General features: G+C 70.6%; 17 protein-coding genes. 9 read left to right on the top strand and 8 right to left on the bottom strand.

Going from position 1 to position 20,860, the window contains the following annotated elements; all coding sequences use genetic code 11:
- The first annotated feature begins 19 nt into the window (after window positions 1-19).
- Together LDO26_RS04940 and LDO26_RS04935 are read left to right on the top strand one after the other, a co-directional pair.
- Window positions 20-2,539: an excinuclease ABC subunit UvrA gene (locus LDO26_RS04940; RefSeq protein ID WP_232129972.1), complete on the top strand. Its 2,520-nt coding sequence runs from the start codon at window positions 20-22 to the stop codon at window positions 2,537-2,539.
- A gap of 115 nt (window positions 2,540-2,654) precedes the next feature.
- The gene (locus tag LDO26_RS04935) at window positions 2,655-4,451 is read left to right on the top strand and encodes a DUF885 domain-containing protein (protein WP_232129971.1); all 1,797 of its coding nucleotides are present in this window, start codon (window positions 2,655-2,657) and stop codon (window positions 4,449-4,451) included.
- A 63-nt stretch (window positions 4,452-4,514) separates the two neighbouring features.
- On the opposite strand, the gene LDO26_RS04930 is transcribed toward LDO26_RS04935, so the two are convergent.
- A complete protein-coding gene (locus LDO26_RS04930) occupies window positions 4,515-5,150 on the bottom strand; it encodes a glutathione S-transferase family protein (RefSeq protein WP_232129970.1) in 636 nt (211 codons plus the stop codon).
- 102 nt (window positions 5,151-5,252) lie between these two features.
- On the opposite strand from LDO26_RS04930, the gene LDO26_RS04925 reads away from it, so the two are divergent.
- Entirely contained in the window at window positions 5,253-6,257 is a 1,005-nt protein-coding gene (locus LDO26_RS04925) for a helix-turn-helix transcriptional regulator (RefSeq protein ID WP_232129969.1), read from the top strand.
- Between the two features lie 153 nt (window positions 6,258-6,410).
- Here LDO26_RS04925 and LDO26_RS04920 read toward each other — a convergent pair whose 3' ends face one another.
- Window positions 6,411-6,956, bottom strand: a complete 546-nt coding sequence (locus LDO26_RS04920) for a hypothetical protein (RefSeq protein WP_232129968.1) — start codon at window positions 6,954-6,956, stop codon at window positions 6,411-6,413.
- 284 nt (window positions 6,957-7,240) lie between these two features.
- Window positions 7,241-8,131: a C2 family cysteine protease gene (locus tag LDO26_RS04915; protein WP_232129967.1), complete on the bottom strand. Its 891-nt coding sequence runs from the start codon at window positions 8,129-8,131 to the stop codon at window positions 7,241-7,243.
- A gap of 294 nt (window positions 8,132-8,425) precedes the next feature.
- On the opposite strand from LDO26_RS04915, the gene LDO26_RS04910 reads away from it, so the two are divergent.
- Window positions 8,426-9,784: a DUF763 domain-containing protein gene (locus tag LDO26_RS04910; RefSeq protein ID WP_232129966.1), complete on the top strand. Its 1,359-nt coding sequence runs from the start codon at window positions 8,426-8,428 to the stop codon at window positions 9,782-9,784.
- Between the two features lie 29 nt (window positions 9,785-9,813).
- Here LDO26_RS04910 and LDO26_RS04905 read toward each other — a convergent pair whose 3' ends face one another.
- Window positions 9,814-10,824: a cation diffusion facilitator family transporter gene (locus LDO26_RS04905; RefSeq protein ID WP_435594034.1), complete on the bottom strand. Its 1,011-nt coding sequence runs from the start codon at window positions 10,822-10,824 to the stop codon at window positions 9,814-9,816.
- Between the two features lie 324 nt (window positions 10,825-11,148).
- Here LDO26_RS04905 and LDO26_RS04900 point away from each other — a divergent pair, with 324 nt between their 5' ends.
- A complete protein-coding gene (locus LDO26_RS04900) occupies window positions 11,149-11,946 on the top strand; it encodes an amidohydrolase (protein ID WP_232129964.1) in 798 nt (265 codons plus the stop codon).
- A 63-nt stretch (window positions 11,947-12,009) separates the two neighbouring features.
- On the opposite strand, the gene fabR is transcribed toward LDO26_RS04900, so the two are convergent.
- Window positions 12,010-12,693 carry an HTH-type transcriptional repressor FabR gene (gene fabR / locus LDO26_RS04895; RefSeq protein ID WP_435594033.1) on the bottom strand — a complete coding sequence of 228 codons (684 nt, stop codon included), beginning with the start codon at window positions 12,691-12,693 and terminating at the stop codon, window positions 12,010-12,012.
- Between the two features lie 94 nt (window positions 12,694-12,787).
- Here fabR and LDO26_RS04890 point away from each other — a divergent pair, with 94 nt between their 5' ends.
- Window positions 12,788-13,894, top strand: a complete 1,107-nt coding sequence (locus LDO26_RS04890; RefSeq protein ID WP_232129963.1) for a ferredoxin reductase — start codon at window positions 12,788-12,790, stop codon at window positions 13,892-13,894.
- A gap of 14 nt (window positions 13,895-13,908) precedes the next feature.
- The gene (locus tag LDO26_RS04885; RefSeq protein WP_232129962.1) at window positions 13,909-15,048 is read left to right on the top strand and encodes a fatty acid desaturase family protein; all 1,140 of its coding nucleotides are present in this window, start codon (window positions 13,909-13,911) and stop codon (window positions 15,046-15,048) included.
- A gap of 161 nt (window positions 15,049-15,209) precedes the next feature.
- Here the strand turns inward: LDO26_RS04885 and LDO26_RS04880 are convergent, their stop codons facing one another.
- From LDO26_RS04880 to LDO26_RS04870, 3 genes are read right to left on the bottom strand one after another with little or no spacing between them, the layout of a single operon-like run.
- Complete coding sequence (locus LDO26_RS04880; protein WP_232129961.1) at window positions 15,210-16,733, bottom strand: pseudouridine synthase; 1,524 nt, start codon at window positions 16,731-16,733, stop codon at window positions 15,210-15,212.
- Window positions 16,730-17,743 carry an SMC-Scp complex subunit ScpB gene (gene scpB / locus LDO26_RS04875; RefSeq protein WP_435594032.1) on the bottom strand — a complete coding sequence of 338 codons (1,014 nt, stop codon included), beginning with the start codon at window positions 17,741-17,743 and terminating at the stop codon, window positions 16,730-16,732. Before scpB ends, LDO26_RS04880 begins: the two co-directional genes overlap by 4 nt.
- Before the next feature lie 22 nt (window positions 17,744-17,765).
- Window positions 17,766-18,689 (bottom strand): segregation and condensation protein A, encoded by a 924-nt coding sequence (locus LDO26_RS04870; protein ID WP_232129960.1) that lies wholly within the window; start codon window positions 18,687-18,689, stop codon window positions 17,766-17,768.
- 395 nt (window positions 18,690-19,084) lie between these two features.
- On the opposite strand from LDO26_RS04870, the gene LDO26_RS04865 reads away from it, so the two are divergent.
- Both LDO26_RS04865 and LDO26_RS04860 read left to right on the top strand, forming a co-directional pair.
- Complete coding sequence (locus tag LDO26_RS04865) at window positions 19,085-19,384, top strand: YciI family protein (protein ID WP_232129959.1); 300 nt, start codon at window positions 19,085-19,087, stop codon at window positions 19,382-19,384.
- A gap of 292 nt (window positions 19,385-19,676) precedes the next feature.
- The gene (locus LDO26_RS04860) at window positions 19,677-20,759 is read left to right on the top strand and encodes a LacI family DNA-binding transcriptional regulator (RefSeq protein ID WP_232129958.1); all 1,083 of its coding nucleotides are present in this window, start codon (window positions 19,677-19,679) and stop codon (window positions 20,757-20,759) included.
- The last annotated feature ends 101 nt before the right edge of the window (window positions 20,760-20,860 follow it).

Below are 20,860 nucleotides of genomic sequence, written 5' to 3'. Positions count from 1 at the left end.
GTCCGCCCAGGCCGTCGCCATGCCCCAGCCGGAACTCCCCGCCGGACCCGCCGATTGCGTGCGTGTCCGTGGCGCGCGCGAGCACAACCTCAAGGACGTCGACGTCGACATCCCGCGCGATGCGCTGGTGGTGTTCACCGGGGTATCGGGCTCGGGCAAGTCGTCGCTGGCGTTCGGCACGCTGTTCGCCGAGGCGCAGCGGCGCTATCTCGATTCGATCTCGCCGTATGCGCGGCGGCTGATCGACCAGGCGGGGGTGCCGCAGGTCGATGCGATCGAGGGCCTGCCGCCGGCGGTGGCGTTGCAGCAGGCGCGCGGCACGCCGACCGCGCGCTCGTCGGTCGGCAGCCTGACCACGATCTCCAACAGCTTGCGCATGCTGTACTCGCGCGCCGGCGACTATCCGCCCGGCCAGGACATCATCTACGCCGACGGCTTCTCGCCGAACACACCGGCCGGCGCCTGCCCGACCTGCCACGGGCTGGGGCGCATCTATGACGCCACGGAAGCCTCGATGGTGCCCGACCGCAACCTGACGATCCGCGAGCGCGCGGTCGCGGCGTGGCCGGGCGCGTGGCACGGGCAGAACCAGCGCGACATCCTGACCACACTCGGCATCGACGTGGACGTGCCGTGGTCGAAGCTGCCGAAGAGGACCCGAGACTGGATCCTGTTCACCGACGAGCAGCCCGTGGTGCCGGTCTACGCGGGTTTCGATCTCGACGACGTCCGGCGCGCGCTGAAGAGGAAGCTGGAGCCCAGCTACATGGGCACCTTCACCAGTGCGCGCCGCCATGTGCTGCATACCTTCGCCAACACCCAGAGCCCGCAGCAGAAGAAGCGCGCCGCGCAGTACCTGGTCAGCGCCGACTGCCCGGAGTGCCACGGCAAGCGGCTGCGGCGCGAGGCGTTGTCGGTGACCTTCGCCGGGCTCGACATCGCGGCGTTCTCGCAGCGCCCGCTGGGCGAACTGGTCGCGCTGCTGCAGCCGGCCGCGGCCGGGAAGACCCATGCGAAGGCGCATCCCGAGCAGGCGCTCGCCGCGCAGCGCATCGCCCGGGACCTGCTTGCGCGCATCGCGGTGCTGCAGGACCTCGGCCTGGGGTATCTCACGCTGGCGCGCAGCACGCCGACGCTGTCGCCGGGCGAACTGCAGCGCCTGCGCCTGGGCACGCAGATCCGCTCGCAGCTGTTCGGCGTGGTCTACGTGATGGACGAGCCATCGGCCGGCCTGCACCCGGCCGATGCGCAGGCGCTGCTGCGCGCGCTGGACCAGCTCAAGCGCGCCGGAAATTCGCTGTTCGTGGTCGAGCACGAGATCGACGTGATCCGCCATGCCGACTGGATCGTGGACGTCGGCCCGGCCGCGGGCGAGCAGGGCGGGCGCGTGCTCTACAGCGGGCCGCCGGCGGGGCTGGCGGACGTCGAGGCCTCGGCGACGCGGCGCTACCTGTTCGCCGGTCACGCGCCGATCGGCAGCCGCCTGCGCACGCCGGCAGGCTGGCTGCAGCTGCGCGGCATCGTGCGCAACAACGTGCGCGGGCTCGACGTGGACCTGCCGCTGGGCGTGTTCACCACGGTCACCGGCGTCAGCGGCTCGGGCAAGTCGTCGCTGGTCAGCCAGGCGCTGGTCGAGCTGCTGGGTGCGCATGCGGGCCGGCACCGCGATGCGGACGAGGTGCCGCTGGATCCGCTCGAGCGCGGCGTCGAGGTGCCGGTCGAGGGTCGCATCGAAGGCGGGCTGGATGCGGTGCGCCGGCTGGTGCGCGTGGACCAGAAGCCCATCGGGCGTACGCCACGATCGAACCTGGCGACCTACACCGGCCTGTTCGACCACGTGCGCCGGCTGTTCGCGGCGACGCCGGCGGCCAGGCGCCGCCGCTACGATGCCGGGCATTTCTCGTTCAATGTCGCCAAGGGCCGCTGCGCGACCTGCGAGGGCGAGGGCTTCGTCAGCGTGGAACTGCTGTTCATGCCCAGCGTCTACGCGCCGTGCCCCACCTGCCACGGCAGCCGCTTCGACGCGAAGACGCTGGAGATCGCGCTGCGCGGAAAGAACATCGCCGAGGTGCTCGGCATGACGGTCGCCGAGGCCGCGGACTTCTTCGCCGACGATCCTGCGGTCGCGCGTCCGCTTCAGGTACTGCTGGAGGTCGGGCTGGGCTACCTGCGGCTGGGACAGCCGGCAACCGAGCTGTCGGGCGGCGAGGCGCAGCGGATCAAGCTTGCCAGCGAGCTGCAGCGCGCCCAGCGCCGCGGCACCGTCTACGTGCTCGACGAGCCGACCACCGGGCTGCACCCGCGCGATGTCGACACGCTGATGACCCAGCTCCACGGGTTGGTGGATGCCGGCAACACGGTGATCGTCGTCGAGCACGATATGCGCGTGGCCGCGGCCAGCGACTGGATCGTCGACATGGGACCCGGGGCGGGCGACGACGGTGGCCGGGTGGTCGCCGCCGGCACCCCGGCCCAGGTGGCCGCCGCGCGCGCCAGCCGCACCGCGCCGTTCCTGCGCGAGATCCTGGCGGCAGTCTGACAGCGCGGCGGCGGACTGCGCGCTTGCCCGCCTGCCATGGTCTGTGGCATTACCCAACGCCCGGCGCGTGGCATCGTCGCGGCCGCCCCCAATCCGCATAGCCCAGGAGTTGCCGATGTCCATCGCATCGCGTCGTCACGCGACGTGTCCCGCCCGCGTATTGTCACTCGCACTCGCACTCGTGTTCGGCGCGGCCTTGCCGGCCGCTGCGCAGCGACCGGAAGCGCAGATCGCCGCGCCCGCCAATGCGGCGGAATCGGCGCTGCGCGCGCTCTATACCGCGGAGTGGCAATGGCGGCAGGAGGAGTTCGTTCGCGTGCATGTCGATGGACGCTGGCAGGCCGGCGACCGGCTGCCTTCGGTGATGCCCGACGCCTGGGCGCGCCGCGCCGCGTACTGGCAGCAGGTGCTGGGCGCGCTCGATGACATCGACATCGAAGCACTGGGAGACGAAGAACGGATCAACGCCGCGGTGTTCCGCGCATCGCTCGAAGCGAGCCTGGCCAACGCCCGGTGGCGCACCTACGAGGCCCCGTTCAACAGCGACAGTTTCTTCTGGGGCGGCATCAATCCGAGGCAGCCGTTCCAGACCGAGGCCGACTGGCGTCGTTTCATCGGACGGCTGTCCGACGTACCGCGCTACTTCGACGAGCAGATCGCGAACATGGAGCGTGGCCTGGCACGCGGCTGGAGCGTGCCGCGGGCGACGCTCGAAGGGCGCGACAGGACGCTCGACCCCTATGTGCTGACCGGCGAGGCCAATCCGCTGCTGGCGACGTTCGATCGCATCCCCACCACGATTCCCGAACCCGTGCGCACGCAGTTGCGCGAGGAAGGCCGGCGCGTCGTGCTGGCGCAAGCGATCCCCGCGTACGCGAAGCTGCTGGGCTTCATCCGCGGCGAGTACCTGCCGCGCACGCGCACGACGATCGCCGCCAGCGATCTGCCCGACGGACGCGCATTCTACCAGAGCCAGATCCGCGAGTACGTGACCCGCGACATGACCGCGCGCGAGATCCACGACTTCGGCCTGGCCGAGGTCGAACGCATCACCGCGGAGATGCGCGAGGTCATGGGCCGCGCCGGCTTTGAAGGCGACCTGCCGGCGTTCATCGACTACCTGCGCAGCGACCCGAAGTTCTACGCCAGGACGCCGCGCGAACTGCTCGGCGAAGCGTCGTTGATCGCCAAGAAGATCGATGGCCAGCTGCAGTACGTCGTCGGCACCTTGCCGCGCTACCGCTTCACGATCCTGCCGGTGGCCGACGACATCGCGCCGATCTACACCTCCGGTCGTGGCGGCCTGGAAGCCTGCTTCTTCAACACCTACGACCTGCCGTCGCGGCCGCTGTACAACCTGCCGGCGCTGGTGCTGCACGAGTGCGCGCCGGGTCACAGTTTCCAGGCCGCGCTGGCACTCGAGGCGCCGGCACGCCCGGATTTCCGCCAGCAGACCTACTTCTCCGGCTACGGCGAGGGCTGGGGCCTGTACACCGAATGGCTGGGCACGCGCATGGGCATCTACGAGACCCCGTACGAGGAATTCGGCCGATTGACGTTCGAGATGTGGCGCGCCGCGCGGCTGGTCATCGACACCGGCCTGCACGAGTACGGTTGGAGCCGCCAGCAGGCGATCGACTATCTGGCCGACCACACCGCGCTGGCGCGCCACGACGTGGTGACCGAGGTCGACCGCTACATCTCCTGGCCGGGCCAGGCGCTGTCGTACTACATCGGCTACAGGACCCTCCTCGACCTGCGTGCCGAGGCCGAGCGTGAACTCGGCGCCGCGTTCGACCAGCGCCCGTTCCACGACACCATCCTCAACCTGGGCTCGGTGCCGCTGCCGGTGCTGGAGGATGAGGTGCGGCGCTTCATCGCCGAACGCAAGGCGGACGCCGCGCAGGGCTGACCGGGTGTGTCGTCTCGCGACGCCCGGGCCTCCCGCCGGGCGTCGATGCAAAGTGCGCGTTGCTCAGACCATCGGCGGCGCATCGCCCCAGCCCCTGGCATAGGCCGGGCGGGTGTAGAAGCCGCGCAGCCAGTCGCGCACGTGCGGATGGCCTTCGACGGACACACCGCAGTAGAGGCTGTAGGTGACGACGCAGGCGACGGTCAGGTCCGCCAGCGAGTAGGCATCGCCCAGCAGGAAGGGCCGCGCCGCCAGCCGCGCGTCGAGGCGGCCGAGCGCGGCGTCGAGGCGGCGCAGGACTTCGGCGGCCAGCGGCGGATGGTGCAGGGCGGCGTCCACATGCGGGCTCCGGGCGAAGTTCAGCGTGCCGACCAGGGCGCCGTAGCTGGCATAGATCCAGCCGCTCCACGACAGCGCGGTAAGCCGTTCCGGCGTGCCGGCCGCGGGCCACAGGCCACGCTCGACGCCGTAGGTCTCGCCCAGCCATTGCAGGATCTCGACCGTTTCGAACAAGGGCGTGCCGTCGACGACGAGGGTCGGCACGACGCCGTGCGGGTTGATCGCGAGATAGGCCGGACGCTTCTGCTCGCCGGCCTGCAGGTCGAGCATGACGATCTCGCAGTCGAGGTCGAGTTCGGCGAGCGCGCAGACGACCGGGGTGGCGCTGGACATCGGGGCGGCGAAGAGCTTCAGGGACATGGTGGATCTCCTCAGGGTGCGGACGTGGCCGGAATGGCGACGAGTGCAGGGTAGGGACCATTGCGGACAGATTCGGTCCGCAATCGCGGATAGACTGGCGCCGTGCTCGACACCTCCGCCCGCCTGCTGCGCCTGCTCGGCCTGCTCCAGTCCCGCCGGTTCTGGCCCGGTGCGGAACTGGCCGCGCGGCTCGGCGTCACCCCGCGCACGGTGCGCCGGGACATCGACCGGCTGCGCAGTCTCGGCTATCCGGTGCGCGCCAGTGCCGGCCCTGCCGGCGGGTACGCGCTCGCCGCCGGCGCCGCGCTGCCGCCGCTGCTGCTCGACGACGACGAGGCGCTGGCGGTCGCACTGGGCCTGCGCCTGGCGACGATGACGGCGGTGACCGGACTCGAGGACGCCGGCCTGCGTGCGCTGGCCAAGCTGGAACAGGTGCTGCCCACCCGGCTGCGCCGGCGCGTGCGCGGACTGCACGCCGCGATGGTGCCGCTGGGCATGGTCGGGCCGGCGGTGGATGCCGAGCGGCTGAGCGCGCTGGCCGGCGCCTGCCGCGACCGGGTGCGCGCGGCATTCGCCTACCGGGGCAACGACGGCCGCCGCAGCGAGCGCGACGTCGAGCCGCATGCGCTGGTCTGCTCGGCGGCGCGCTGGTACCTGCTGGCCTGGGATTGCGGGCGCGGCGACTGGCGGACGTTCCGCGTCGACCGCATCGGCGGACGCCTGCAGTCCGGACCGCGCTTCCTGCCGCGGCCGATACCGGACGGCGATGCCGCCGCCTACGTGTCGCGCGCGGTCGGATCGGACCCGTACGCGGTGCGCGCCCGCGTGGTGCTGCATGCGCCGCTGGCACGCATGGCCGAACGCATCCCGCCGCTGGCCGGCCGCCTGACGGCCCTCGCCGACGACCGCTGCCTGCTGGAGACCGGCGCGCAGGCGGTCGGGATGCTGGCGGTGTGGATCGCCGGCCTCGGCGTCGAGTTCGAGGTGCTGGCGCCGCAGGAACTCGCGGGAAGTCTTGAGGATGTGGCGGCGCGCCTGCAACGGGCGGCGGGTCGGTCTACCGCCGCCTCTCCGCTTCCCATCGCCAGTGACGGTCTTGCCGGCTGAGATTTCGATCGTGCAGTTTACAACGGTGTGGATGGTGCATCGCCATGTGCGGCAAACGTTCGCATCAGCCAAAGCTCGCAGCGGACAAAGCAGCCTGCCGCATAATCCGTCGTCCGGGTCCGGCATCAGGGGATCGGAAACCGCTTGGCAGAATCAGGGGGCCAATGCGAATACAACGAATCCCGCGATGTCGCCCGCGTCGGTCTGAATGCGTTCCACACGCAGCATCTTGTCGCCGAAGGTGAGCGTGTCGCCAATGCGCAGATCGAGCTCTTCGATCTGATCTGGCGTGGTGCGGTTCAGGGGACGCAGCTTGGGCCACCTGCGAGCTCGCGCGGACTGTGTGGTGGGTGGCTCGGTCAGTTCCAGCCTGCTGAGCCCCACCTCGAGGCTGCCGTGTAGAGGAAGCACAGGCTGCTCGAATGGGACGGCGGCGATGCCGCCGGCGTCACCGGCAGGACCGAGCGAGATGAATCCACCGGGTTCGCCGTGCCGGATTTCCAGAACACGCAGGAACTGTCCCGCCGCCGGGAAGATCGCGCCCGGCCGCAACCGGTGATGAGTGAGCCAAACGTCGTCACGGGCGTCCCAGACATCGAGCAACGCGCCGCCTTCGCCATCGGATCCGATGAAGCCGAACCGGTTGGTACCCAACGAGCTGGCCGCGCCCTGGCGGATCTGGATGGTGTCGTCTTGCATGGGGGGCCCTGGTTCGGATGGCGTCGGTGCAACAGGCGATATCGGGTCGGCGCAACCTGTTCCCGCTGCAAGGCTCAGGACACAAGCGCCCAACAACGCGTGTGTCAGGCGAGTGCGCCGGCGGGAATGGAAAAAAGTCGCCAACCTGCTCATCACGCGATGCTACAGCACGCTTGGCGGCGACGGGACGGACCGCTGCAACGGGACTCGAAGACCGACCGCATGGCGCGAGGCTCCGCTGCTGCCGATGCGGAGCAGGGACGTCATGACCGGAACTGCGCGCCTCAGTCCGTCGAGGCGCTGCTCACCCAGCCATAGACCTCCTGATAATCGGAATAGGGCATCACGACGTCGGAACTGCCCCACGGATTGTCCAGAATGACCACATCCTCGGTGGCGACAATCGATTCCCCGGTGGCAGGGTCGACGTAGGCCGTCCCGGCGGGCACGATCTCGCTCACCGCATAGGCATGTCCGCCGGCGATGCCGTAGTGCTCGATCAGTTCCTGTTGCTCGGTAGTGATTTCCGGCAGCCAGTTGCCCTCGTCATCCTTGAAGGGGGGTGTCCATGCCACCACGGCATCGCCGTCGGCGAGTTTGTCGCTCATTTCGGAGGAAGAGATCTCGCTTGTCCCCACGGTTCCGGCTTCTTCACCGAGGATACGTTCCAGTACATCGCCAGGTGCCACGCCTGTCTCATATGTCAGGTCATCGCCCTTGTACTGCTGTGCGTACGCCGCCTCGATGATGGCCGGCCAGACCTCTTCTCCATTCGCGCCCACGTCACCAGGATCGGCGGCGCCTCCGGTGAACGGTCCGCTGACCGTCACCTCGACGGGCACCCAGAACGTCATCCCCATGACCTCGATCTTCTCCTGGAACGTCACGGTGTACGTGCCGTCTCCATTGTCCTGGATCATGTCCTGGATGACGGAAGGATCCTGCTGCGCGATCGTGTGCAATGCCGACAGCACTGCACAACTGCCGTAGCCATCCTGTTTGATGTCGTTCGGATCGACCGTGTGTCGGTCTCCGTCGCCCCGGACGAAGGGCGTCTGTTCGGGCTGGTCGGCCGCGGGAGGAAAAGGAGGCAGGGGGGGGCAGCGGAGCAGGGTCTGGGAGCGGCCCCCAGAATCCGGATACGCCAGCCGAATCCAAAGGGGCAGGAATGGCACGCATGGAAACGTCTGCGGCAGCAATGGTCATCGTTCACCCTCCGGCGGTCTGTCCTGACCACAAGCTAGCCGGATGCAGGGCGCGAGGGGAATTGGGGATGACCCTACCTAGGAGCGTGGGCCACAGAAATTGTCCGCGCTGCAAAGCCCGCTGCGCGGCCCATATTTCCGCCGCCCACCCTCCTGGGCGTCGCGCAGGAGGCGATGCCGCTGTCGGGTCGCCGGAAGTCCAGTGTTGGCGCGCCAGCGGCGACGGTCTCACCGCCTGAGACGCGGCCACGGCATCCTGCGGCGATGTCCCGTCGCACCGGCAGCGCCGATCTCCCCCTGCACGGCGGCCGCGTGCCGGCGTGGCTGGGCCAGCGCATGACCCGGCTCGGGGCCGTGCTGTGCCAGGCGATCGTGCTCGAGTACGGCCGCGCGGAGCTGCTGCGGCGACTGGCGCATCCGTTCTGGTTCCAGTCCTTCGGCGCGGTGATGGGCATGGACTGGCATTCGTCGGGCATCACCACCAGCGTCATCGGCGCGCTCAAGCACGGGCTGGCGCCGTTGTCGGACGAGCTCGGCATCCACGTCTGCGGCGGCCGCGGGCGGCATTCGCGGGCGACGCCGGCCGAGCTGCTGGCGGTCGGCGAGCGTACCGGCATTGACGGCGCGGCGCTGGCGCGGACCAGCCGACTGGTGGCCAAGGTCGACAGTGCGGCGGTGCAGGACGGGTTCGACCTGTACCTGCACGGCTTCATCGTCGCCGACGACGGCCAGTGGGTCGTGATCCAGCAGGGCATGCACGGTGAGCGGAAGCAGGCGCGCCGCTATCACTGGCTGTCGGACGGGCTGGAGAATTTCGTCGATGCGCCGCACGCCGCGATCGACGGGCCGGGGCAAGGCACCATCGTCAACCTCGCCGACCGGCGTGCCGCGGCGTCGCGCGATTCCCAGGTCGCGCTGCTGCGCGAGCTCGGCCCGTCGCGGCTGGTCGACGCCTTCGCTGACATCGACGGCGGCCAGCGGCGACCGGCCAGGGCGCGTGTGCCGCGCGCGGACGTGCCTGCGCCCGGCAGCATCGTCGCCGATCTGTTCGCGGACACGGCGCCCGCGGCTGCGACGCCGCAACCGCACCTGTCGTTGCCGGACCATCACGACGTGCGCGACGGCGACGTGGTGATGCGGCGCCTGCATGGCGCGCTGGCCGCGGCCGCCGAATGCGGACCACGCGACTTCACCGGGCTGCTGCAGGTGCCTGGCATCGGCGCGCGCACCGTGCGTGCGCTGGCGCTGGTGGCCGAGGTGATGCACGGCACGCCGTGCCGGTTCAGCGATCCGGCGCGGTTCTCGCTGGCGCACGGGGGCAAGGACCGGCATCCATACCCGGTGCCGACGAAGGTCCTCGACCGTACGATCGACGTGCTCAGGATCGCCGTCTCCCAGGCGAAGCTGGGCAACGAGGACAGGCTGGCGGCGATCCGGCGGCTCGACGCGCAATCGCGGGCGCTGGAGGCCTCGGCGCGCGGGCCGTCGCTGCAGGCGTTGCTGGCGCAGGAGCGGCGCGACTCGCATCGCTATGGCGGCCGCAGCGTATTCGGCTGGGAACCTGCGCCAGTCGGGCCGGATGACGCCAGCAGCGCGCAGCCGACGCCGGCACGCCGCGCCTGAGCACGCGTTGCCGGCGGGTGCCTGCAGCGCTATCGGCCGCGCTGCAGGGCCGTCGCCCGCTGCCGCCAGACTTCCGGCGTCTGCGGTTTGACGAACAGCGCCAGCACCTCCGGATGCCCGGCCTTGACCGCGGCCTCGATCCGCTGCACGCAGGTCTCGATCTCCGCGGTGGTCATCCCGTCCTCGAACTCCGCGCTGAGCGCCGCGACGACTTGGTGCGGGCCGAGTTGGGTGGTGAACACGCCGTTCGCCGTGCGCACGCCCGGATCCTGCGCGGCAAGCCGCAGGATCGCGTCGCGTACTTCCGGGTTGGCGGACTCGCCGAGCAGCAGGGCCTTGGTCTCGCGGGCCAGCAGCAGCGCGGCGACCGCGAGCACGCCGCCGATGCACAGCGATGCGACGCCGTCGAGTACCGGCATCTCCAGCAGGTGGCTGGCGGATACCCCGGCCAGCGCGATCAGCAGGCCGAGCAGCGCGGCGGTGTCCTCGAACAGTACGGTGAAGGTGGTCGGGTCCTTGCTGCGGCGGAAGGCCTGCACGTAGCCGAACCGGCCCTTCGTGCGGCGGAACGCGCGAAACGCCACCGTCCACGACATGCCTTCGAACAGCAGCGCCAGGGCCAGCACGACGTAGGCCACGACCGGCCGCGTCATCGGCTCGGGATCGAGGATGTGCGAGATGCCCTCGTAGAACGAAATGACGGCGCCGAGCGCGAATACCAGCAGTGCGACGATGAACGCCCAGAAGTACAGTTCGCGGCCGTGGCCGAACGGAAACGCGGGCGTCGGCGGCAGCGCGGCGCGGCGCAGGCCGTGCAGCAGGAGCAGCTCGTTGGCCGAGTCGACCAGCGAATGCACGCCCTCGCTGAGCATCGACGAACTCCCGGTGATGCCGGCCGCGACCAGCTTGGTGACCGCGATGGCGAGGTTGCCGGCGAGCGCGGCATACACGACGAGCCGGTTGCTGCGTTGTGGCGTGGTCGATGGCGCGGGCTGTTCGGACATGGCGGGAGGCTGCGACGCGGGCGGTATCGGGGGCATGAAGACGGCAGCCGGGCCGCATGACTGCCGGCGCCCCTTCGGGCGCAGGGCGGGCCAGGCACACGCAAGTGTGCGCCGGAAACGCCTGTCGCGGATCGGGATCCGTCCCACGCAGCCCCGGACCTGCCTGCGGTGCTGTCGTCTCGAAAGAACACGAGGCAGGGGCAGATCCCGGTCCCGGCTGCGCGGGACGACACGCAGGACGGGTCGTTCCTACGCCGCGCCCGGCGTCGTTCCACGCACGGAGTTGAGCCGGCGCCCGACACCGTCGAGAATCCGGTACTGGCCGCGCGGGTCGCGGCGTTCGTCTTCCAGGAAGCTTCCATGCAGGATCTCCGCGTCTCCCTCGTCCAGGGCGCCACCCGCTGGCACGATCCCGAGGCCAACCGCGACTACTACGCTGGCCTGGTCGCGCCGCTGCGCGGCACCACCGACCTGGTGGTGCTGCCGGAGACCTTCACCAGCGGCTTCAGCAACGACGCGATCGAGCGGGCCGAGGACATGGACGGCCCGACCGTCGCGTGGATCCGCGCGCAGGCCGCGGCGCTGGATGCGGCGGTGACCGGCAGCGTCCAGCTCAGGACCGCGGACGGAGTGTTCAACCGCATGCTGTGGGCCACGCCCGACGGCGGGCTGCAGTACTACGACAAGCGCCACCTGTTCCGCTACGCCGGCGAGCACAGGCGCTATGCGGCCGGCCGCGAGCGGTTGACGGTCGAGTGGAAGGGCTGGCGGATCAATCCGCAGGTCTGCTACGACCTGCGCTTCCCGGTGTTCTGCCGCAACCGTTTCGATGTGGAGCGGCCGGACGGGCTGGATTTCGACCTGCAGCTGTTCGTCGCCAACTGGCCGGCCGCGCGCGCCTACGCGTGGAAGACGCTGCTGCGCGCGCGCGCGATCGAGAACCTGTGCTACGTCGTCGGCGTCAACCGGGTCGGCAGCGACGGCAATGGACTGGCGTATGCGGGCGACAGCGCGGTGCTGGACTTCCTCGGCCAGCCGCTCAGCGAATGCACCGATGCCGAGGTCGTGGCGACCACCACGCTGCGCGCGCAACTGCTTGCGGCGCATCGCGAACACTTCCCGGCGATGCTGGACGCGGACCGCTTCGAGATCCGGTAGTGCGCCGCGGCGCCTGCCGCCGCCGGACACATCCGGGGCGCCCGGGTCGATGCCGTGCCGGGGCTACGGCGCGCGGCCGGCGTTGTCGCGGTTCAGCGCATGCGATCCGCGCAGCAGCATGCGGATCATCTGCGCCAGTTCGTCGATCAGCGCGTCGTCGCGCTCGGGCGGCAGGTCCAGCGCGGTGCCGCCGATGGCGAACACCAGGCGGGTGATCGCCCGGGCCACCAGGTCCGGCCGGTGGAAGGCGAGTCCCTGCGCGGCGGCGATGCGCACGAGGTCGGCCTGCAGTTCCTCCTCGAAGAACAGCAACTGGCGGTCGACCGCGCGCTTGAAGGCGTCCGAGCCGACCGTGCCCTCGCGCAGCAGCACGTGCAGCAGCTTGTCGTCGGCGCGCAGCCGTTCCATGAAGGTCTCGAGCGAGCCGCGGACGATGCTGCGCCCGGACACCGCGCGCTTGCGCGCGTCGCCGACGATGCGGCGCAACGATTCGCCGGCCAGGTCGATCAGCGCGACCGCCAGTTCGTCCATGTCGTGGAACTGGCGATAGAAGCTGTTGGGGGCGATGCCTGCCTCGCGTGCGACCTCGCGCAGGCTCAGCGTCGACACGCTGCGGTGCGGCCCGATCAGCCGCAGCGCGGCGGCGATCAGGTCCTCGCGGACGATGCCCGGCTTGCGGCCGTTCTGGTCGTCGCCTGCGGTCGTGCCGGGTTCGTCGATGTCGGGCGCGGCGGTGCGGACGGTCACGGGCAGGGCCGGAAGCGGGGCGGCGGCCAGCATAGCAGGGGTCGTGAATATACAAGTGTATACACAGTCGTCCATATGCGTGTACAGTGGCCGCATGTCGACCTTCCAACCCGTGGTCCCGCAGCGCCGGGGCCGGCTCCGCCGGCTCGCAGGCCCGTTCGTCTCGCCGCCGGTGTTCGATTTCTGGGCGCAGCGGCTGCATCCGACCTGGAGCTGGGAGCGGCCGCTGGCACGCATCACCGGCCACGCGCAGGCCGCGGCCGATGCCGTGACCCTGCAGCTCAAGCCCAACCGGCACTGGGCCGGCGCGCTGCCGGGCCAGCACGTCAACCTGAGCGCCGATATCGACGGCGTGCGCATCACCCGCAGCTACAGCCTCGATGCGCCGGTCGGCGCCGACGGGCGCCTCTCGATCACGGTCAAGGGCGTCGATGGCGGCCGCATGAGCCGGCACCTGCTCGATCCGGCGCGCCGCGGCGACGTGCTGGGCATCGGCGCCGGCTTCGGCGATCTGGTCCTGCCCGAGGCGCCGACCGGGTCGTGGCTGCTGCTCGCGGCCGGCAGCGGCATCACGCCGCTGATGGCGCTGGTGCGGCAGCTGGCCGGGCAGGGCATGCCGGTGCCGGTGACGCTGGTCTACTGGGCGCGTACGCGTGCGCAGCTGTGTTACGCCGGCGAACTGCGGGCGCTGGCCGCGCGCCATCCCGGGTTCGACGTCCGTTTCGTGCTGACGCGCGAGGCGCCTGTCGCGGCCGACGAGGCGGGCGGCCGGATCGACGCCGCGCTGCTCGATGCGCTGGTCCCCGATCTCGCTGGCCGGCAGGTGTATGCCTGCGGCCCCGGCGGCTTCGCGGCAACGGCGGCCGCGCTGCTCGACGGCCGCGTGCCGCTGCTGCGTACCGAGGCGTTCACGCCGCCACCGCGTCCATCCACCCACGACACCGGCACCGTTTCGGTGACGCTGGCTCGCAGCGGCCGTGCGCTGCAGCTGCCGCGCGGCGTCGCCCTGCTCGAAGCGCTGGAAGCGCAAGGCGTCAAGCCCAGGCACGGCTGTCGCATGGGCATCTGCAACACCTGCGCCTGCGGCAAGGCCGCCGGCACCTCGCGCGACCTGCGCACCGGCAGCGCCAACGACGAACCGTCGACGGCACTGAAGCTGTGCATCAGCAGCGCCGTGTCCGATCTCGTGCTCGATCTCTGATTCCGGAACCCCTCATGTCCAATGCAACCACCACGCGCCGTCTCGGCGCGCAGGAACTCGAAGCCTTCGGCGCCGAGCTCGACGCGCTGCACACGCGCACCATGGCCCAGGTGGGCAAGGTCGATGCCGACTACATCCGCAAGGTGGTCCGCGCCGTGCGCTATCTGGCCGTCGCCGGCCGCGGCCTGCTGTTCGTCGGCGCGATCGGCGGCGCGTTCGTGCCATGGCTGCTGATCCCGGCGTGGATCCTCGGCGTGCTGCTGCTGGGCGCGGCCAAGATCCTGGAGAACATGGAAGTCGGCCACAACGTCATGCACGGCCAGTACGACTGGATGGGCGACCCGGACCTGGACAGCAACCGCTACGAATGGGACATCGTCGCCACCGGCGACAACTGGCGCCACTCGCACAACTTCCGCCACCACACCTATACCAACGTGCGCGGCATGGACGACGACATCGGCTACGGCCTGCTGCGGATCTTCCCCGAGCAGCGCTGGCGCCCGTTCTACCTGCTACAGCCGTTCATCGCCGTGGTGTTCGCGCTGTACTTCCAGTGGGGCGTGGCGATCCAGGAACTGAAGCTCGGCCGCTGGTTCGCCGGCAAGATGCCCAGGGGCAAGCTGCGCCGCGATTTCGCCCCGGTCGGCCGCAAGATGGGTCGCCAGCTGCTGAAGGACTACCTGGTGTTCCCGGCGCTGGCCGGGCCGTTCTTCCTGCCGGTGCTGCTGGGCAACCTGGCGGCCAACGGCATCCGCAACGTGTGGACCTACGTGGTGATCTTCTGCGGCCACTTCACCGCCGATGCCGAGACCTTCCCCAAGGAGTCGATCCGCAACGAATCGCGCGGCCACTGGTACATGCGCCAGCTGCGCGGCTCGTCGAACATCCGCGGCGGCCGCCTGATGCACCTGATGACCGGCAACCTCAGCCACCAGATCGAGCACCACTTCTTCCCCGACGTGCCGGCGCACCGCTACGCGGCGATGGCGGTCGAGGTGCGAGAGATCTGCGCGCGCTACGGCCAGCCGTACAACACCGGTTCGCTGGCGAAGCAGTTCGGCGAGGTGATGTGGCGGATCGTGCGCCACGCCTTCCCGAGCCGCCCGCGTCGCGTGGCCGCGCGCAAGCCGGGCAGGTTGCAGGAAGCCTGATTCGGCAGCGGGGCGGGGAAGCCGCGCGTAGGGCGGATCTCGATCCGCCACAAGGATCTCTCCCGTTTCCATGGATGGCGGGTCGAGACCCGCACGACGGGACGACGCAACAACGACAAGGGCCCCGAAGGGCCCTTGTGCATTTCAGCAATTGCGTTTCCTCAGCGGTTGCCGCCGCGCGGACCGCGGTTGCCGCCACCCGGCGGGCGACCGCCTGGGCCGCGATTGCCGCCGCCCGGTCCGCGCCCGCCCGGCCCCTTTGGACCACGGTTGCCACCCGGACGCGGACCACGCGGGCCGGCGTTGGGATTGAAGCTGCCGGGATTGGCATGATCGGACGGGAAAGACGGCGCGCTGTCGGGGTGGCCGTACGGCGCGCGCGGGCGTGCCGCGCCGGTGCCGCTGCGCGCGCCCTGGCCCTGTCCACCCCCCGGTCCGCGCTTCTTCGCGGCGCCGCCGTAGGGCTTCTTCGGGCCGCGCCCGTCCGCGTTGCGGTGGCCGCTGGGGCCGGTCTCCACGCCCTCGGGCACGTACCAGGTGCGGAACGCGGCCGGATTGCCCTCGGGCAGCGCGCGCGCGCCCTTGTCCTTGCGCTGCTTGAACGGCTTCTGCGACTGCTTGGCGGCCGCGTCGCCGCTGACCGTCAGCCCGCCGTGCGGCTTGCGCGCGCCACGGCCACGGCCGCGGTCCTCGCGCACGTGGTCGAAGCGGCGCAGCTCGCGGCCTTCGTCGGCGGTGTTGTGGCCGTTGACGTAGGCCTTGCCCGACCCGAGGTGCACGGTCGACTTGGCGGCCTTGCGCTGTCCGATCACCGGCTGCAGCGTCAGCGCCGGCGGCGGGCCTTCCTCGAGCTTGAGTTCCTTGCGCAGCGCTTCGACCTGGGTGTCGGGCAGCTCCTGCGACTGGCCGCGCAGCAGCGGCTGCGGCAGGGTCACGTTGCCGTAGCGGATGCGCTTGAGGCGGCTGACCTGGCAGCCCTGCGATTCCCACAGCCGGCGCACCTCGCGGTTGCGGCCCTCCTTGAGCAGCACCTGGAACCAGTCGTGCGAATCGGTGCCGCCGATGCGCTTGATCTCGTCGAACTTCGCAGGGCCGTCCTCCAGCGACACGCCGCGCTGCAGGCGGTCGACGATCTTGTCCGACACGGTGTCCTCGCCCTCGGGAGCGCGCACGCGGCACACGTATTCGCGCTCGACCTCGTGGGAGGGATGCATCATCGCGTTGGCGAGCTCGCCGTCGGTGGTCAGCAGCAGCAGGCCGGTGGTGTTGATGTCGAGGCGGCCGATCGCGATCCAGCGCGCGCCCTTGAGCGCGGGCAGGGCGTCGAAGATCGTCGGCCGTCCCTCGGGGTCCTCGCGGGTTGTGACCTCGCCCTCGGGCTTGTTGTAGATCAGCACGCGGGCCGGCTCGGTCAGCGCGCTGGCGACGAAGCTGCGGCCGTCGAGTTCGATGCGGTCGCCGCCCTTGATGCTCATGCCGGTCTGCGCGACCTCGCCGTTGACCTTGACCAGGCCGTCGGCGATGCGCTGCTCCAGCGCGCGGCGCGAGCCCAGGCCGGCCTGGGCGAGCACCTTGTGCAGGCGTTCCTCGAGGCGCGGCGCGGCATCGGCGGCGGGTGCCTCGCCGCGCTTGAGCGACAGCGGGCTGCGGGCGGGTTTGTCGGGGGTGTTGCGATGTTGCGTCATGAATTGCTCCGGTCGCTGTCGCCGTCGGCGGCGAGGGCGTCTTGTGGTTCGGGGTGTGGGTCGGATGGCGCGGTGCCGGCATCGGCGTCCGCGGCATCGGGTGGGGTGCCGGCGTCGGTGTCTTCGTCGCCGGACGGATGGGTTGCCGTCGCCGGCGGGTCGCCGGAAGCGGCGTCGGTGCCGAGGGCGGCATCGGCATCGCTATGGGTCCCGGCTTCTGCGCCGGCATCGGCGGGTTCGGCATCGGCCGATTCGGCAGCGATGGACTCCATGTCGATGCGGTCAACCTCGATGTCCAGCGATTCGTCGATCGCGATGGCGATGTCCAGTACCTCGTCGGACGATCCGTCTTCGCCACCGGGGCCGCCGTCGTCGTTGGCCGCCGCGTCGGCATCGGCCGTGGCTTCATCGGCGTCCCCGCTGGCGACGCCGCCGACGCCACGCGGGCCCTCGTCGTTGAACCGCATCTGCGGGTCGAGCTCGGCGAAATCCTTGAGCTCCGACAGCGGCGGCAGTTCGTCGAGCCGCTTGAGGCCGAAATAGTCGAGGAAGGTCTTGGTGGTGCCCAGCAGTTCCGGCCGCCCGGGCATGTCGCGGTGGCCGACGACGCGGATCCACTCGCGCTCCTCCAGCGCCTTGATGATGTTGCTGTTGGTGGCCACGCCGCGGACCTGCTCGATCTCGCCGCGGGTGATCGGCTGGCGGTAGGCGATCAGCGCCAGCGTCTCCAGCGTCGCCCGGGTGTACTTGGTCTGGCGTTCGGTCCACAGCCGGGCGACCCAGCCGTGCACCTCGTGCTTGACCTGGAAGCGCCAGCCCGAGGCCAGCTCCACCAGTTCCACGCCGCGGTCGGCGCTGGCGGCCTGCAGGTCGGCGAGCGCCTGCGCGATGCTGCCTTCGGGCGCCGGCTCGTCGAGCGTGAACAGCGCCTCGAGCTGCGCCTTGGTCAGCGGCTGCGTGGCCGCCAGCAGCGCGGCCTCGACGATGCGGTTGATCAGGGACTGGTCCATCTCGGAACTCGATCGGTAGGGGTCAGGACGTCGTGTCGTCGTGGTCGGACGGCACGTCGTCGTCGAACTCGCTGGAGAACTTCAGCGCGGTGCCGTCGGCTTCCGCGCCGGCCAGCGACTTGATGTAGATCGGCGCCAGCGGCGCTTCCTGGACGATGTCGAGCAGCCGTTCCTTGGTCAGCTCCAGGATCGACAGGAACGTCACCACCACGCCGAGCCGGCCCTCGCTGGCGTCGAACAGCGACTCGAACCGGTGGAACGCGCCGCCGGTCAGCCGGGTCAGCACCTCGCCCATGCGCTGGCGCACGCTCAGCGCGTCGCGGCGGATCGCATGGCCGGTGAACAGCTCGGCGCGCTTGAGCACGTCGTGCAGCGCCAGCAGCATCTCGCGCAGTTCCACCGGCGGCGGCTCGCGGTTGGCCGGGCGCTCGGGCAGCAGCGCCGACGCCGGGCTGGTGTCGCGGTCCTGGCGCGGCAGGCGGTCCAGGTCCTCGGCCGCCTGCTTGAAGCGTTCGTATTCCTGCAGCCGCCGGACCAGGTCCGCGCGCGGGTCGTGCTCGTCGCTGTCCTCGGCGGGCGGGCGCGGCAGCAGCATCCGCGACTTGATCTCGGCCAGGATCGCGGCCATGACCAGGTACTCGGCGGCCAGCTCGAAGCGCAGCTCCTGCATCACGCCGATGTAGTCGACGTACTGCTGGGTGATCTCGGCGACCGGGATGTCGAGGATGTCGAGGTTCTGGCGGCGGATCAGGTACAGCAGCAGGTCGAGCGGGCCTTCGAACGCCTCGAGGATGACTTCCAGCGCATCGGGCGGGATGTACAGGTCCTGCGGAATCTGCAGCACCGGCTGGCCGTGCACCACCGCCAGCGGCATTTCCTGCTGCTGCGGCGAAGCGCCATGGGCGGCGGCCGCGACGGGCGCGGTCTCGTGTGCGGGCTGGGTCATTCGGATCGCGGCCCCTCCGGGCCACACGACAACTGCTGGATCACGGATAGGGCATCACGGGCAAGACACGACGGCTGGGCTCTGCGTCCGCGTCGAACGCGGTGGCGGATCGGTCGCGCGGCGTCTGCCGTCGCGGGCACTGCGGGTACTTCTGAGGACGACTGCGGTCTGGCCACGCACGACGCGCACCTGTGGGCGACAGGGGCGGGCGGGAATGTGGCGTTGGACCGTGCCGGCCGATGGGCGACCGCGGGCGGGCGGCGCTGGATGCCTTCGCTGCGGTGACTGGCCGGTGATCTGGCGCACAGGGTAAGCGCTGCATCGGGCGCTGTCCAGCCTCGGCGGCGCGGCGCCGGCCGCTACACTGGCCGTTCATCGGCAACGGGGCATGGGACATGTGGTACGCGATCGAGGGTTACGACGGCGAGGACGTGCTGGCCGCGCGACTGGCCGCGCGCGATGCGCACCTGGCGCGCCTCCGCGCATTGCGCGATGCGGGGCGCCTGCTGCTGGCGGGACCGTGTCCGGCGATCGATGCCGAGGATCCGGGGCCCGCCGGCTTCAGCGGCAGCATCGTCATCGCCGCATTCGAGTCGCTGGACGCCGCGCGCGCCTGGGCCGATGCCGACCCCTATGTCGCGGCCGGCGTCTATGTGCGTGTCGAGGTGCGGCCGTTCAAACGCGTGCTGCCCTGAAGTCGCCTGCGTCGGATGCGTTGGCAGTAGGTCGGGGCGACGCCCCCGACGCGCTGGATCGCCACGGTGCGGACGACCGGGCGGGGTTCGGGATGCAGGTAGGTGCCACGCCCTGCGCGGACGATCGGCGATGCGGTCCGGCGGCGGCGCACGCATCGGGCGCGTCGGCCCGGCCTGCGGGCTGGCGCCGACCTGGATGCTGCATCGCAACATATTCATTTCATTGGATTTTCTTTGCGCTGCCGGTTGAAAACGCTTACATTCGCGACATCGCGCAACCGCGGAGGGCAGGGTGAGCGTCACCATCAAAGATGTCGCCCAGCGGGCCAGGGTCTCGGTCGCGACCGTGTCGCGGGCGCTCAACGGCCACCAGAACGTCGCCGAGCCGGTGCGGCGCCGGGTGCTCGATGCCGCGCGCGAGTTGCGCTACAGCCCGCACCATGCGGCCCGCAGCCTCAGCAGCCGGCGCACCCAGACCATCGGCGTCGTGCTGCCGGATCTGCACGGCGAGTTCTTTTCCGAACTGATGCGCGGCATCGACCAGGTCGCGCGCGTGCGCGGCCAGCACCTGCTGGTGTCCAGCTACCACGGCGACCCGGAAGCGCAGGGTGCGGCGCTGCGGGCGATGCGCGGCCGCGTCGACGGCCTGCTGCTGATGTCGCCGTACCTGCATGACGACGGCTTCCTGTCGGGCAATGTCGACGCCAGCATGCCGCTGGTGCTGATCAACGCGGCGCGCGGCGCCGACCACCCGGCGCTGGGCATCGACAACCACGGCGGTGCGCTGGCCATGACCCGGCACCTGCTCGGCGCCGGCTACCGCCGCATCGCCTTCATTGCCGGCCCGGACAACAACGACGACGCGCGCGAGCGGCTGCGCGGCTACTGCGACGCGCTGGCCGGGGACGCGGGCGGTGCGGCCCCCTGGGTGCTGCCGGGACGTTTCGACGAGGACTCCGGCCACCAGGCCGGGCAGGCGCTGCTGGCGTCCGAGGCCCGGCCCGACGCGATCTTCGCCGCCAACGACATGATGGCGATCGGCTGCCTGTACGCCCTCGGGCGCGGTGGCGTGCGCACGCCCGAGGACATCGCGGTCGTCGGTTTCGACGACGTGCCGCTTGCACGCTACGTTCACCCGGCCCTCACGACGATGCGCGTCGACATCGCTGAACTGGGCGCGCGCGCGATCAGGAAGCTGCTCGATATCGGACTGCCGGATACCCGGCCGCAACCGGCCGCAGAAGCCGGTGCACCGGACCTGCTGCAGACCGAACTGGTGGTGCGCGATTCCTGCGGCGTCCGGCATGCCGGCGTGGCGGGCCACGGCGATGCCATGCCGGACGGCGGTCCGAAACAGGTGGCCGCGTCCGGCTGATCCATTACTGCAATGAGGTGCAATGCCTTGGGAGGGGCAGTCATCCAACCAGAAGTACCCGGCGACAGCTGCCTCGTGTGCGAGCCCCCGATCGCACATCC

This window comes from Proluteimonas luteida (assembly GCF_021191695.1).
GTDB classification, from domain to species: Bacteria; Pseudomonadota; Gammaproteobacteria; order Xanthomonadales; family Xanthomonadaceae; genus Luteimonas; species Luteimonas luteida.
The sequence above is the reverse complement of the archived record's forward strand: the minus strand, read 5'-3'. Positions and strand labels throughout refer to the sequence as shown.